14 protein-coding genes are annotated in these 13164 nt (G+C 69.2%); 6 read left to right on the top strand and 8 right to left on the bottom strand.

From position 1 onward, the window contains the following. Window positions 1-255 precede the first annotated feature (255 nt). The gene (locus IAI53_RS14685) at window positions 256-948 is read left to right on the top strand and encodes a Crp/Fnr family transcriptional regulator (RefSeq protein WP_187718915.1); all 693 of its coding nucleotides are present in this window, start codon (window positions 256-258) and stop codon (window positions 946-948) included. A gap of 104 nt (window positions 949-1052) precedes the next feature. On the opposite strand, the gene IAI53_RS14680 is transcribed toward IAI53_RS14685, so the two are convergent. From IAI53_RS14680 to IAI53_RS14650, 7 genes are all read right to left on the bottom strand, one after another. Further along, window positions 1053-2474, bottom strand: coding sequence for a 3'-5' exonuclease family protein (locus tag IAI53_RS14680; RefSeq protein ID WP_187718914.1), 1422 nt, complete (start codon window positions 2472-2474; stop codon window positions 1053-1055). Window positions 2475-2491: 17 nt separating this feature from the next. Then, entirely contained in the window at window positions 2492-3262 is a 771-nt protein-coding gene (locus IAI53_RS14675) for a class I SAM-dependent methyltransferase (RefSeq protein WP_187718913.1), read from the bottom strand. A gap of 42 nt (window positions 3263-3304) precedes the next feature. After that, entirely contained in the window at window positions 3305-3493 is a 189-nt protein-coding gene (locus IAI53_RS14670; RefSeq protein WP_187718912.1) for a DUF3460 family protein, read from the bottom strand. Window positions 3494-3603: 110 nt separating this feature from the next. Further along, window positions 3604-5808 carry a RelA/SpoT family protein gene (locus IAI53_RS14665; protein ID WP_187718911.1) on the bottom strand — a complete coding sequence of 735 codons (2205 nt, stop codon included), beginning with the start codon at window positions 5806-5808 and terminating at the stop codon, window positions 3604-3606. A 28-nt stretch (window positions 5809-5836) separates the two neighbouring features. Next, window positions 5837-6052 (bottom strand): DNA-directed RNA polymerase subunit omega, encoded by a 216-nt coding sequence (rpoZ, locus tag IAI53_RS14660; RefSeq protein WP_187718910.1) that lies wholly within the window; start codon window positions 6050-6052, stop codon window positions 5837-5839. Window positions 6053-6057: 5 nt separating this feature from the next. Then, complete coding sequence (gene gmk / locus IAI53_RS14655; protein ID WP_187718909.1) at window positions 6058-6672, bottom strand: guanylate kinase; 615 nt, start codon at window positions 6670-6672, stop codon at window positions 6058-6060. An 87-nt stretch (window positions 6673-6759) separates the two neighbouring features. Continuing rightward, window positions 6760-7626 carry a YicC/YloC family endoribonuclease gene (locus tag IAI53_RS14650; RefSeq protein WP_187718908.1) on the bottom strand — a complete coding sequence of 289 codons (867 nt, stop codon included), beginning with the start codon at window positions 7624-7626 and terminating at the stop codon, window positions 6760-6762. A gap of 89 nt (window positions 7627-7715) precedes the next feature. Between IAI53_RS14650 and IAI53_RS14645 the strand changes: the two genes are divergently transcribed. From IAI53_RS14645 to hemW, 5 genes are read left to right on the top strand one after another with little or no spacing between them, the layout of a single operon-like run. Further along, the gene (locus IAI53_RS14645) at window positions 7716-8663 is read left to right on the top strand and encodes a serine/threonine protein kinase (RefSeq protein WP_187718907.1); all 948 of its coding nucleotides are present in this window, start codon (window positions 7716-7718) and stop codon (window positions 8661-8663) included. Between the two features lie 11 nt (window positions 8664-8674). Beyond that, entirely contained in the window at window positions 8675-9592 is a 918-nt protein-coding gene (locus IAI53_RS14640) for a PP2C family protein-serine/threonine phosphatase (protein ID WP_187718906.1), read from the top strand. Window positions 9593-9610: 18 nt separating this feature from the next. Further along, window positions 9611-10327, top strand: a complete 717-nt coding sequence (rph, locus tag IAI53_RS14635) for a ribonuclease PH (RefSeq protein WP_187718905.1) — start codon at window positions 9611-9613, stop codon at window positions 10325-10327. Between the two features lie 31 nt (window positions 10328-10358). Next, window positions 10359-10955, top strand: coding sequence for an RdgB/HAM1 family non-canonical purine NTP pyrophosphatase (rdgB, locus tag IAI53_RS14630; protein WP_187718904.1), 597 nt, complete (start codon window positions 10359-10361; stop codon window positions 10953-10955). Next, entirely contained in the window at window positions 10952-12184 is a 1233-nt protein-coding gene (gene hemW / locus IAI53_RS14625; RefSeq protein ID WP_187718903.1) for a radical SAM family heme chaperone HemW, read from the top strand. Before rdgB ends, hemW begins: the two co-directional genes overlap by 4 nt. Before the next feature lie 22 nt (window positions 12185-12206). On the opposite strand, the gene IAI53_RS14620 is transcribed toward hemW, so the two are convergent. Beyond that, entirely contained in the window at window positions 12207-13112 is a 906-nt protein-coding gene (locus IAI53_RS14620) for a LysR family transcriptional regulator (protein ID WP_187718902.1), read from the bottom strand. Window positions 13113-13164 lie beyond the last annotated feature (52 nt).

The following is a 13164-nucleotide window of genomic DNA, read 5'->3' as shown; positions in this document are numbered from 1 at the left end:
CCACCAGGCGAACAGGATGCGGCGGCACCGGCGGGGCTGGTGAATAGGGGTATCCCCTTACGGCCCCGACAGCCGTGCAATCCGTTTCAACCCGGAATCCCGCACCTAATAATCAATGACTTAGAGCGCGCCGCAGATACCTCGAAGGGGGTATCCCGACAAGATCGGTCGGCCATTCCCGTCCTTCAACGCCCCCTGCATGCCGACTAGACTCCGGATTGTGTCACTGCGGACAACACTGCGGAGGAGTATCCGATGACCCGCGAATCCTGTCTGTCCATCGTCGAAGCGCTTGCGCGGATCGCCCCCTTCGACAGGCTCGCCGACGACGAACGCGAACTGCTCGCGGCCGGCGCCCGGGCCTTCCATTTCTACCGGCAGGAGATCGTCAGCCACAGTGGCCGCCCGGCGGAAGGACTCTACGTGGTCGTCGAGGGCGAGGTGAAGCGTTTCCTGCTGTCCCCGGCCGGCTCGGAGAAAATCATACAGCTCGCCGGCGCCGGCGAAACCTTCGGCGAAGAGGCCGCGCTGCTCGGCCGCGCCCAGCCGGTCACCACCCAGGCCACCCGCGACACCCTGCTGCTGCTGATCCCGTCGGCCTCGCTACGCCGCGCCATGACCGCCAGCGCCGCCCTCAACGGGGCCCTGCTCGGCAGGCTGTCCGAGCGCATGTACGCCCTGATCGAGAACCTGCAGCTGTGCGTGCAGCGCACCAGCACCCAGCGCGTGGCGCACTACCTTGCGCAGCTCGCCCCGCGCGAGGCGAAGCATTGCGACATCCGCCTGGATTCCGACAAGCAGACCATCGCCGCGCAACTCAACCTCACGCCCGAGACCCTGTCGCGCGCGCTGGGTCGCCTGACCCGCGACGGCATGATCCGTCCGCGCGGACGGCGCGGTCTCACCCTGACCGACGTCGGCATGCTGCGCAGTTGCGCGGCGGGCTAGGACGGCTCCCGGCGCCCACAAGCCGAATAATCGAAAGCAGGAGCGGCCTTGGCCGCGATGCGGCCAGCAAGGAAACGACCGCTGCATCGCTGCCAAGGCCGCTCCTACGGTTCTGTTGAGCCGCCCAGCGCCCGTGCGGCGGCCATGCGCGCCGGATCGGCGAACCAGCGCTGCAGGATGCGGCTGAGATCGGCATCGAAGGCGGGCACCCGGCGCTCGTCCAGCAGGGCATCCAGCTCGGCCGGCGTGTCCGCCGAGCCCAGCAGGCACCAGCGGTCCAGCAGGTGGCTGGTGCTGCGCCCGCTGTGCGCGCAGTGCTCGCTCACCACCACCGGCCCCGCCCAGGGCCAGGGTTTCAGACGCACCGCGGCGAGCGCGCCGGCCAGACGCGCATCGTGCTCCTCCGGACTCTCGCGCCCGGCGCAGACGCCCGCGCAACGCTTGGCCTGACAGGCCTGGCAGGCCCCCGCGCCCGCCGGCTCCAGCCCCAGGCGCCGGGGACACAGGCGATACAGCAGGGCGAACTCGCGCAGCAGGCTCTCGGCCTCCTTGCGTTCGCGGAAGCAGCCGTACAAGCCCTCCCAGTCCGCCGGATCGGTAGCGGCGATGCGCACGCGCTGCACCACCGCGCCGCGCTTGCGGCCAGGCGTCAGGCGCAGGGCGAAGGCCTCGTCGGCGCTGCGTTGCTGGCGGTTGTGTAGCGGACGCTGCTCGCGCACCAGGCGGGCCTCCAGCAGGGCCGCGCCGAGTTCGCCGGCGGTCTCGATCCATTCCACCCGTCGCACCGCGCGCGCCAGCGCCGCATCCTTGCCCTGGCGTCCGGCCGCGGACAGGTGATCCATCACCCGGGCGCGCAGCGATGCACCCTTGCCGACGAACAGCAGGCGCTCGGCTTCGCCGTACAGCAGATATACCCCCGGGGTCTCGGGCAGGCCCTCGATCGCGCCCTCGGGCAGGCCGGGCGGACGCGCGGGCGCCTTCATCGCACGCGCCGCGGCGGCGGCCAGGCGCTCGGGGGGGAAGCTCTCGCTCACCAGCCGGGCGAACTGCCACAAGGCCTCGGTGTCGCCCATCGCCCGGTGGCGGGCATCGCATTGCAGGCCGTGGCGGGCGATCAACGCATCCAGCCCGTGGCGGTGATGTTCGGGATGGAGCGCGCGCGAGAGCTTCACCGTGCACAGCACCGGGGCGTCGAAGTCGCCACCGGCGCGGGCAAACTCGTTGCGGATGAAGCCGTAGTCGAAGCGTGCGTTGTGGGCCACGAACACGCAGCCGTCGAGCAGCTCGCGCACCGTGGCGGCGAGCTCGGCGAAGGCGGGTGCGCCGGCCACCATGGCGTCGGTGATGCCGATCAGCTCCTGGATCATGCGCGGAATGGGCATGCCCGGATTGACCAGGCTCTCCCATCGCTCCACCACCCGGCCGTGTTCGACGCGCAGGATGGCGATCTCGGTGACGCGGTCGCGCACCGGGTTGGCGCCGGTGGTCTCGACGTCGACGATGGCCAGTCGTTCGGGCAGCGACATGCCGCGCTCGGGCGCGCTCAGGCTGCGGGCTTGCGCCCGAGGTACTCGCGGAACACTCCCAGGGTGACGTGGCAGCGCACCTCGGCAAAGCCGGCACGGCGCATCGCGTCCATCACCTCGTCCGGGCCTACGCTGGCCTGGATGGTGTCCCAGTAGTATTCCCACAGCCGGCCGACCTCGGGCCCGCTGCGTACCAGACGGGCCAGCAGCGGCACCACGCCGCGGATGTACAGCCGCATCAGCATGCGGCCGACCGCGCTTTGCGGGCGGGTGATCTCCATCACGCAGGCGCGCCCGCCGGGCTTGAGCACGCGCAGGTATTCGGCGAACACCACGTCCAGATCCGCGACGTGGCGCAAGGCGTAGCCCATGGAGAGGAAATCGACCTGGTCGTCGGCCAGCGGAATCGACTCGGCGTAGGCCTCCAGGGTCTCGACGTCGAGCTTCTTGCGCAGTTCGGCCAGCATCCCGGGCGAGGGGTCGAGGGCGGTGAGCCGCCCTGCGGGGCCGATCAGCCGGCAGGCCTCGCGCGCCACCAGGCCGGTGCCGGCGGCAACGTCCAGCACCCGCATGCCTTCGCCCAGCCCTGCGCGCGACAGGGCGTAGCGCCGGTACCAGGCGCCGGTGCCCAGCGCGGTGATCCCTTCAGCGCGGTCGTAGGCGAAGGCGGCACTGTCGAACATCTCGCGGGTCTTCTCGCGACGTTCGGTTTCGGTGGAGAAATAGCTGTCGAGCTGCGGGTCGGCCTGCAGCGGGCTGACGCTGCGGGAGGTATCGGTAGCGGGCATCAGGTCTGCGGCAGGCGGCACGCATGGCGCCTGCCGGGAAGGTCAGTGGTTGGCGTCGTAGTAGTAGGGCTTCACCGGCACCCGCGACTGGGCGTTGCGCGCGGTGCTGTCCAGGTCCTGCGGCTTGTCCCACCACAGGGCGCGCCCCTTCTTCTGCTCTTCAAGCTCCTGCGGGTGCTTCTCGAGCCACTCGCGCATGAACTTGGTGTGTTCCGATTCGTAGATTGCCATGGCCTCGTTCCTGATCTTCTCGGTATTCCGGGCGGGATTCTAACGTGAAAGCCGCGACACCGCGGGTGAATGCGCCCCCGCAAGGAGGACGGGGCCGAACCGGCGCACGCTCAACTCGCCCGGCCGTCGCCGCGCACGCGGCCGATGCGCACCACTTCCGGCACCCGGCGCACCGCACGCATGACCTGGGCCAGATGCATGCGGTCGCGCACCTGCAGGGTCAGGTTGAGCGCGGTGTAGGCCCCCTGCTCGTTGTCCATGGTGAGGTTCTGGATGTTGCAGTCGGCTTCCGAGATGGCGCTCGCCACCCGCGCCAGCACGCCGCGCGAGTTCTTGGTGAGCACCCGGATGGTGACGTCGAACAGGCGGTCGTCGTCACCGGTTTCCCACTCCACATCCACCCAGCGCCCGCGATCGCCGCGCAGCTTGGCCACGCTGGGGCAGTCGTGCAGATGGACTTCCAGCCCCTGCCCCTTGCGGATGGTGCCGATGATGGGGTCGCCCGGAATCGGCTGGCAGCAGCGCGCAAGCTGCACCGCGATGCCTTCCGAGCCGCGGATCAGGATGGCGCCCGCGGGCTTGGGCTTGATCACGTCCGGGCGGCCGGACTCGAGGTCCTGCGCCTGCGCCACGCGGCGCGCGACGATGACCGGCAGGCGCTTGCCCAGGCCGATGTCGGAGAACACCTCCTTCTTGCTGCGCACTCCGCGGTCGCGCAGGAAACGGTCCCAGGCGAAGGTGGAGATCTGCCCCAGCGTGAGGCCGTGCGGACGCAGCGCCTGGTTGAGCAGGCGTTCGCCCAGCGCCACGGACTCCTCCTGCTGGGCGTTCTTCATGAAGTGGCGGATCTGCGCGCGCGCCTTGCCGGTGCGTACATAGGACAGCCAGGCCGGGTTGGGGCTGGCGTGCGCGGCGGAGATGATCTCCACCTGGTCGCCATTGCGCAGTTCGGTGCGCAGCGGCATCAGGTCGCCGTTGATGCGGCAGGCGACACAACGGTTGCCGATGTCGGTATGCACCGCGTAGGCGAAGTCCACCGGCGTGGAGCCCTTGGGCATGGAGAAGATCGTGCCCTTGGGCGAGAACACGTACACCTCGCCCGGGAAGAGGTCGATCTTGACGTGTTCCAGGAACTCGGTGGCCTCGCCCGAGGTGTGCTGCAGTTCGAGCAGCGACTGCAGCCAGGAGTGGGTCTTCTGCTGCAGCTCGGTGAGCGTCTTCTCGTCTTCCTTGTACATCCAGTGCGAGGCCACTCCGGCCTCCGCGATGTGGTGCATCTCGCGGGTACGGATCTGCACCTCCACCGGGGTCCCGAAGGGGCCGATCAGCGTGGTGTGCAGCGACTGGTAGCCGTTGGCCTTGGGGATGGCGATGTAGTCCTTGAACTTGCCCGGCACCGGCTTGTACATCGAATGCAGCGCCCCGAGCGCCAGGTAGCAGCCGGGGATGTCGCGCACGATCACGCGGAAACCGTAGATGTCCAGCACCTGCGAGAAGGACAGGTGCTTCTCGACCATCTTGCGGTAGATCGAGAACAGATGCTTCTCGCGCCCCTGCACCTCGGCCGAAATGCCCCACTGAGGCAGGCGTTCCTCGATGGCGGCGAGCACCTTGCCGACCACCTCGCGGCGGTTGCCGCGCGCCGCCTTGATCGCGCGCGACAGCACGCGGTAGCGCAAGGGGAACTTGTGCTCGAAGGACAGCTCCTGCAACTCGCGGTAGAGATTGTTGAGCCCCAGGCGGTTGGCGATCGGGGCGTAGATTTCCAGCGTCTCGTTGGCGATGCGGCGGCGCTTGGCGGGGCGCACGAAGTCCAGCGTGCGCATGTTGTGCAGGCGGTCGGCGAGCTTGACCAGGATCACCCGCAGATCGCTGGCCATGGCCAGCAGCATCTTGCGGAAGTTCTCGGCCTGCGCTTCCTCGTGGGAGCGGAACTCGATCTTGTCGAGCTTGGACAGCCCGTCGACCAGCTCCGCGGCGGTCTTGCCGAAGCGGTCGGCGATCTCCGCCTTGGAGATGTGGGTGTCCTCCATGACGTCATGGAGGAGCGCGGCGATCAGCGCCTGGCTGTCGAGGTTCCAGTCCGCGACGATGGAGGCCACCGCGACCGGGTGCGAGATGTAGGGATCGCCGCTGATGCGGAACTGCCCTTCGTGGGCATTCGCCGAAAAATGGTAGGCAGCCTCGATGCGGCCGACGTCTTCCGGCTTGAGATAGGTGGCGAGCTTGCTCTTGAGCCGCTCGAAATCCAGCGACAGCACGCTGGAAGTTGGCGGGCGGAAGGGCTCCGGGGCCGGGGCGGCAGATGCGTCCATGGCTGGAACTCCTTCCCCCCGCAGGGGGTCAGGCCTGTCCGCGGTTCAGGACTTCCAGGCCCACCTTGCCCGCAGCGATCTCGCGCAGCGCAATCACCGTCGGCTTGTCCTTGTCACCCTTGTCCAGCTCGATCTGCGGCGTGCCGCCGACGGTCAGCTGGCGCGCGCGGTAGGTGGCGGCCAGGGTCAGCTGGAAACGGTTGGGGATCCTTTTCAGGCAGTCTTCAACGGTGATGCGGGCCATGTGGTTCAGTCCTGTTCGAGAAAGTCGAAATATTGCAGGTGGCGGGCATGCTGATTGGCATAACGCAGCCGGGCGGCACGCACGACCGCCACCAGGTCGTCCACCGCCGCCTGCAACTCGTTGTTAATTATAACGTAGTCGAACTCCCCCACATGGCGCATCTCGCCGCGGGCGCCCAGCAGACGGCGCGAGATCACCGCGTCGCTGTCGGTGCCGCGCCCGCGCAGGCGGGATTCCAGTTCCTCGAAGGACGGCGGCAGGATGAACACGCCGACCGCGTCCGGAAAGGCCTTGCGCACCTGCTGCGCGCCCTGCCAGTCGATCTCCAGCAGCGTGTCGCGCCCGGCGGCGATCTGCTCCTTCAGCCAGGTGCGCGAGGTGGCGTAGTAGTTGCCATGCACCTCGGCCCATTCGAGGAACTCGCCGCTGTCGCGCAGACTGCGGAAGCGGTCGACGTCCACGAAATGGTATTCGCGCCCGTTCTGCTCGCCCGGCCGCGGGTCGCGCGTGGTGAACGAGATCGACAGCTGGACCTTGGGGTCGCGTTCGAGCAGGCCGCGCACCAGCGTGGTCTTGCCGGCGCCGGATGGCGCGGTGACGATGAACAGGGTACCGGACATGGGGGAGGGCTGACTTCTTGCGGGTGGTCCATCTTACTACGACCACCGCCATATGCGCTGCACCGCCGCAAGCCCGGACGCCGGCGCCTATTCGATGTTCTGCACCTGCTCGCGCATCTGCTCGATCAGCACCTTCATCTCCATCGCCACCCCGGTGATGTCGGTGGCGGCGGACTTCGACGCCAGCGTGTTGGCCTCGCGGTTGAGTTCCTGCATCAGGAAGTCCAGGCGCTTGCCGGCCGCGCCGCCGGCCTTGAGGATGCGATCGACCTCGTCCAGGTGGGTGGCCAGGCGCGAGAGCTCTTCGGCCACGTCGATGCGCTGGGCGAACATCGCCACTTCCTGGCGGATGCGGTCCTCGTCCAGGCTGGCGACCGCCTCGCGCAGGCGGGTGGCGAGCTTTTCCTGATGATCGGCGACGATCGCCGGAATGCGCGGCGCCACCTGGGCGACCAGCTCGCGCATGCGCGCGGTGCGTTCGCGGATCATGTCGGCGAGCTTCTCGCCCTCGCGGCGACGCGCGGCGGCCAGTTCGTCGAGCGCGGCACGCGCCAGCTCCACTACCGCGGGCTGCATCTGCTCGAAGGCCAGGCTGTCGTCGGCCAGCATGCCGGGCCAGCGCAGCACCTCGCCCACGCTCAGCCCGGCGGCCTCGGGCAGGCGGGCGCGCACCGTGGCTTCGGCCTCGCTCAGCTGCTCGAGCAGGCCGGCGTTGAGCGCCAGGCTGCGCGGCGCGGCGTCGGTGGTCTGCAGGTTGAGACGGCATTCCACCTTGCCGCGCGACAGGCGGGCGGAGATCAGCTCGCGGATGGCCGGTTCGGCCTGGCGCAGGTCGTCGGCGATACGGAACGCAAGGTCGAGATAGCGGGAATTGACGCTGCGCAGCTCCAGGTGGAGGCTCACGCGCCCAAGGTCGCGGGTCTGCACCGCAAAGCCGGTCATGCTATGAATCATGGATGAATCTCCGGGGACTGACGGGATCGTTTACACTGCGCTTCCCGCCTTCACAGTGCGACGAAGCGCGAATCCTACCCCGCACGCCGATGCCGCCTCAAGCGAACGCTCCCCTGCCGACCGGCTTCCAGCTCGACCAGTACCGCATCGACCGGCAGCTCTCGCTCGGCGGCTTCTCTATTGTCTACCTCGCCTACGACGAGGACGACACCCCGGTGGCGATCAAGGAGTACCTGCCCAACTCGCTGGCGGTGCGCAAGGAAGGCGAACTGGAACCGCAGGTGCCCGACGACAACATGCCGGCCTTCCGCTACGGCATGAAGTGCTTCTTCGAGGAGGGGCGCTCGCTGGCGCGCCTGATGCACCCCAACGTGGTGCGGGTGATGAACTTCTTCCGCGCCAACGGCACGGTGTACATGGTCATGCAGTTCGAGCGCGGCCGTACCCTGCACGACTACATCCACCGCCACCGTGGCGAAGTGAGCGAACGCTTCATCCGCGGGGTGTTCACCCGCATGCTCAACGGCCTGCGCGAGGTGCACGCGCACAAGCTGCTGCACCTGGACATCAAGCCGTCCAACATCTACCTGCGCAACGACGGCACCCCGGTGCTGCTCGACTTCGGCGCCGCGCGCCAGACCCTGCTCACCGACCAGCCGATGCTCAAGCCGATGTACACCCCCGGCTTCGCCTCGCCCGAGCAGCTCAACAACCGCGACGCGCTTGGTCCGTGGAGCGACATCTACAGCGTGGGCGCCAGCCTCTACGCCTGTATCGAGGGCAGCGCACCGCCCCGCTCCGACGAGCGCCAGCAGAAGGACACCCTGCAGCCCGCCACCCGCAGCCATGCGGGAAAGTACTCCGCACAGCTGCTCGAAACCATCGACTGGTGCCTGAAGCTCGATCCGCTCGAACGTCCGCAGAGCGTGTATTCGCTGCAGAAGGCACTGATGCGCAAGGAAGCCGGCGAAGCCATGCCCGCCGGCTGGTTCTCCGATCTCGGCACCCGCCTCCGGTCGTTCATCGGCCGCACCTGAGGGAGTTTCCGTTGAAGTTCACCATCTACCAGGAAAGCCGCGTCGGGCGGCGCAAGTCCAACCAGGACCGCATCGCCTACTGCTACTCCCGCGACGCCCTGCTGCTGTTGCTGGCCGACGGCATGGGCGGCCATCTGCACGGCGAAGTCGCGGCGCAGATCGCGGTGCAGTTCATCACCCAGGCCTTCCAGCGCGAGGCCCAGCCGCTGCTGCACGACCCGTCGATGTTCCTGTCGCGCGCGCTGACCAATGCGCACAACGCCATCCTCGACTACGCCTTCGACAAGAACCTGCCGGAAGCGCCGCGCACCACGGTGGTCGCCTGCGTGGTGCAGGAAGGCCACGCGCAGTGGGCGCATGCCGGCGATTCGCGCCTCTACCTGTTGCGCGGCGGGCGCATCGCCGCCCAGACGCGCGACCACTCGCGGGTGCAGCTGATGATGGACCAGGGTCTGCTCGACGCGCAGAGCGCGGCCCGCCACCCCGGGCGCAACCGCATCTATTCCTGCCTGGGCGGCAGCCATCCGCCGCAGGTGGAGTTCTCCAAGCGCGTCGCGCTGCGCGACAACGACACCCTCGCGCTGTGCAGCGACGGCCTGTGGGGACCGCTGGGCGACAGCGGCGTGCTGCTCGGCCTGTCCGACACCTTCGTGCAGGAAGCGGTCCCCCGCCTGATGGACAAGGCCGAACACCTCGGTGGCGCCACCTGCGACAACCTTTCGCTGATCGCGGTGCGCTGGCACGACGACACCGCGCCGCTGTCGGCCGATTCGGTATCCACCCAGACCATGGCGATGAACGACTTCGCCACCAAGCTCGACAGCTTCGAGCTGAGCCGCAGCCCGACCGCCGCCCTCGACCTGACCGACGACGAGATCGAGCGCGCGATCGCCGAGATCAACGCCGCCATCCAGAAATTCAGCAAGTAAGTGACAAGGACTCTCCCGATGCGCCCCAGCCAACGCCAAGCCGACGAACTGCGCCCGATCCGCCTCACCCGCCACTACACCCGCCATGCCGAAGGCTCGGTGCTGGTCGAGTTCGGCCATACCCGGGTGCTGTGCACCGCCAGCGTGGAAGAGAGCGTGCCGCCCTTCCTGCGCGGCAAGGGCCAGGGCTGGGTGACCGCCGAATACGGCATGCTGCCGCGTGCAACTCACACCCGCAGCGCGCGCGAAGCAGCCAAAGGCAAGCAGAGCGGACGCACCCAGGAGATCCAGCGCCTGATCGGCCGCAGCCTGCGCGCGGTGGTGGACCTCTCCGCGCTGGGCGAACGCCAGATCACCGTGGACTGCGACGTGCTGCAGGCCGACGGCGGCACCCGCACCGCGGCGATCACCGGCGCCTGCGTGGCGGTGCATGATGCGCTCGGCCGCCTGCTCGCCGAGGGCAAGCTCACCGAAAGCCCCCTGCGCGACTTCGTGGCCGCCGTCTCGGTGGGCATCTACCGCGGCACCCCGGTGCTCGACCTCGACTACGACGAGGACTCGGACTGCGACACCGACATGAACGTGGTGATGACCGGCGCCGGCGGCTTCGTCGAAGTGCAGGGCACCGCCGAGGGCACGCCCTTCTCGCGCGCCGAACTCGACAGCCTGCTGGGCCTCGCGGAACAAGGCATCGCCCGCCTGATCGAAATCCAGAAAGCCGCCCTCGCCGCCTGAGTCGCCCCGCCCCGCCCCTGGAGCCCGCCCCATGACCGCCCGCCTCGTCCTCGCCAGCAACAACGCCAAGAAAGCCGCCGAACTGCAGGCCCTGCTCGAACCGCTCGGCCTGCAGGTGATCCCCCAGGGAGAACTGGGCGTGGCCGAGGCCGAAGAGCCGCACGTCACCTTCGTCGAGAACGCGCTGGCCAAGGCCCGCCACGCCGCCGAGGCCACCGGCCTGCCGGCGATCGCCGACGATTCGGGGCTGTGCGTGCGTGCCCTCGGCGGCGCCCCCGGCGTGCAGTCGGCACGCTATGCCGGCGAACCCAAGTCCGACGCGCGTAACAACGCCCTGCTGCTCGAACGCCTGGCCGGCGTCGCCGACCGCCGCGCGCACTTCGTCTCGGTGGTGGTGCTGGTGCGTGCGGCCGACGATCCGCAGCCGCTGATCGCCGACGGCGAGTGGCACGGCGAGATCCTCCAGGCCCCGCGCGGTGAAGGCGGCTTCGGCTACGACCCGCTGTTCTGGCTGCCGGAACTCGACCAGACCGCCGCCGAACTGGATGCCGCGCTGAAGAACACGCTGAGCCACCGCGGCGCCGCCATGCGCCACCTGCTCGACCGCCTGAAAGCAAACCCCCTGTGAGCGCACGCCGCATCATTCCGCTCACCGCGGTATCGTCCGCGGCGAGCGGCGCAGTACCCCTGCCGCAGCGCCCGCAACTGAGCGCTCCGCCACCGCTGGCGCTGTACATCCACTACCCCTGGTGCGTCAGGAAGTGCCCTTACTGCGACTTCAACTCGCACACCGCACGCGCGGCCGAGCCGCCGCATGCGGCGTATGTGGACGCGCTGATCGCCGACCTCACCGCCGCCCTGCCCCAGGTCTGGGGCCGCCGGGTGTACAGCGTATTCCTCGGTGGCGGCACGCCCAGCCTACTGCCGGCGGTCGAACTCGACCGCCTGCTCACCGCGGTGCGCACCCTGCTGCCACTTGAGCCGGGCGCCGAGATCACCCTGGAAGCCAACCCCGGCACCGTGGAGGCCGCGCGCTTCCGCGACTACCGCAGCGCCGGCGTCACCCGGGTGTCGCTGGGCGTGCAGAGCTTCGACGACCGTTTCCTGGCCGCCATCGGCCGCATCCACGGCGGCCGCGAGGCGCGTGACGCGGTGGACGTGGCGCTGTCGAACGTCGAGCGGGTCAACCTCGACCTGATGTACGCGCTGCCCGGCCAGGACATGGAACAGGCGCTTGCCGACCTGCGCACCGCAATCGCCAGCGGTGCCGGACACCTGTCCTGCTACCACCTCACCCTGGAGCCCAACACCCCCTTCGCCCACCAGCCACCACCGCTGCCGGATGCCGACCTGGCCGCCGACATGCAGGACGCCATCGAGGACGCCCTGGCCGGCGCCGGCTTCGGCCACTACGAAACCTCGGCCTTCGCCCGCGCCGGGGAGCAATGCCGCCACAACCTCAACTACTGGACCTTCGGCGACTACCTCGGCATCGGCGCCGGTGCGCACGGCAAGCTCTCCAGCCATGAGGGCATCGTGCGCGAGATGCGCCACAAGCATCCCGAGCGCTACCTCGCGGCCGCCGCGAGCGGCGACTTCATCCAGGAGCGGCGTGAGGTGGGCGTGGCCGACCTGCCCTTCGAGTTCATGATGAACGCCCTGCGGCTCACCGACGGCGTGCCTGCCGCGCTGTTCGCCACGCGCACCGGCATCCCGCTCGCCGCACTCGCCGGGCCACTGGCCGAGGCGCGCGGCCGCGGACTGCTGGCGCCCGATCCGGAACGCCTGCGCCCCACCCTGCAGGGGCGCCGCTTTCTCAACGACCTGCTGCAGATCTTCCTCGACGACGAGGACTGAGCCGCGGCGCGCCGGCCCGCGCTCAGCCCGCCTCGCGCGCGCTCGCGTCCGGCACCTCGAGCTCCCACACCGCCTGCAGCACCGCAACCAGCGCGCGGATGACCGGGTCGTTGGCGCGCCGGCGCAGGTAGGCAAAGCGCAGCGGCACCGAGGGCAGCGCCACCGGCAGCTCGAAGGCGCCGTCCTCTTCACCGCCGACAAGGCCCGCCCGCACGATGCCCAGCCCGACGCCGGCACGCACCAGTTCGATCAGCGCGTCCTCCTGGTTCGCCAGCAGGGTACGCGCGGGCTCGCAGCAGTGTTCGCGGAACAGGGCGTTCATCGCCTTGAAGTAGGCGCAATCGGGCGAGGTAAACACCCAGGGCTGACGCGCCAGCGCGGGCACGCTGACATCCTCGAGCTGCGCGCGCAGCGCCTTGGGCGCGGCGATCACCAGCGGCTCCTCGCACAACTCCAGGATCTCCATCTCGGCATCGTCCGGCTCGCCGGAGATGAACGCCCCGTCGAGCTTGCCGACGCGCAGCGCCGGCAGATTGGCGCCGGTGGTGCCGGCGAGCATGGCCACGTCCAGGCGCGGATGCCGCGCCGCCAGGCCGGCCTGCAGGGCGGTGACCCGCAGGAAGCGCGCATCGGTGTTCAGCCCGATGCGCACGCTGGCGACCAGCTCGTTCTGCAGATTGCGGGCGTGCTGCAGGAAGTCGCCCGCTGCGGCCAGCGCCTGGCGGGCGCGCGGCAACAAGTCCTCGCCCACCGGGGTGAGCCGCATGCCCTTGGGCGTGCGGTGAAACAGGGTGACGCCGAGCGTCTCCTCCAGCGCCTTGATGTGCGCGCTGATCGCCGGCTGGCTGGTGAACAGGCGTTCGGAGGCGCGCGTGAGATTGCGCTCCTCGGCCACGGCAACGAAGGTCCGCAGGTGATAGAGCTCCATGATCGGGTCCGCCAAGGCAGATGTGCGATGTCCGTCAGTAGACCGCAGTTGG

Source organism: Thauera sedimentorum (assembly GCF_014489115.1).
Classification (GTDB): Bacteria; Pseudomonadota; Gammaproteobacteria; order Burkholderiales; family Rhodocyclaceae; genus Pseudothauera; species Pseudothauera sedimentorum.
Note: the sequence above shows the minus strand (reverse complement) of the source record. Positions and strands in the feature narration are given on the sequence as shown.

What these genes read in the sequence shown, in the direction of transcription:
- IAI53_RS14665 (WP_187718911.1), bottom strand. Translation starts at nt 5,808, where the DNA reads ATGGACGCATCTGCCGCCCCGGCCCCGGAGCCCTTCCGCCCGCCAACT.
- IAI53_RS14620 (WP_187718902.1), bottom strand. Translation starts at nt 13,112, where the DNA reads ATGGAGCTCTATCACCTGCGGACCTTCGTTGCCGTGGCCGAGGAGCGC.
- rpoZ (WP_187718910.1), bottom strand. Translation starts at nt 6,052, where the DNA reads ATGGCCCGCATCACCGTTGAAGACTGCCTGAAAAGGATCCCCAACCGT.
- rph (WP_187718905.1), top strand. Translation starts at nt 9,611, where the DNA reads ATGCGCCCCAGCCAACGCCAAGCCGACGAACTGCGCCCGATCCGCCTC.
- IAI53_RS14670 (WP_187718912.1), bottom strand. Translation starts at nt 3,493, where the DNA reads ATGGCAATCTACGAATCGGAACACACCAAGTTCATGCGCGAGTGGCTC.
- rdgB (WP_187718904.1), top strand. Translation starts at nt 10,359, where the DNA reads ATGACCGCCCGCCTCGTCCTCGCCAGCAACAACGCCAAGAAAGCCGCC.
- IAI53_RS14645 (WP_187718907.1), top strand. Translation starts at nt 7,716, where the DNA reads ATGCCGCCTCAAGCGAACGCTCCCCTGCCGACCGGCTTCCAGCTCGAC.
- IAI53_RS14680 (WP_187718914.1), bottom strand. Translation starts at nt 2,474, where the DNA reads ATGTCGCTGCCCGAACGACTGGCCATCGTCGACGTCGAGACCACCGGC.
- IAI53_RS14685 (WP_187718915.1), top strand. Translation starts at nt 256, where the DNA reads ATGACCCGCGAATCCTGTCTGTCCATCGTCGAAGCGCTTGCGCGGATC.
- IAI53_RS14675 (WP_187718913.1), bottom strand. Translation starts at nt 3,262, where the DNA reads ATGCCCGCTACCGATACCTCCCGCAGCGTCAGCCCGCTGCAGGCCGAC.
- gmk (WP_187718909.1), bottom strand. Translation starts at nt 6,672, where the DNA reads ATGTCCGGTACCCTGTTCATCGTCACCGCGCCATCCGGCGCCGGCAAG.
- IAI53_RS14650 (WP_187718908.1), bottom strand. Translation starts at nt 7,626, where the DNA reads ATGATTCATAGCATGACCGGCTTTGCGGTGCAGACCCGCGACCTTGGG.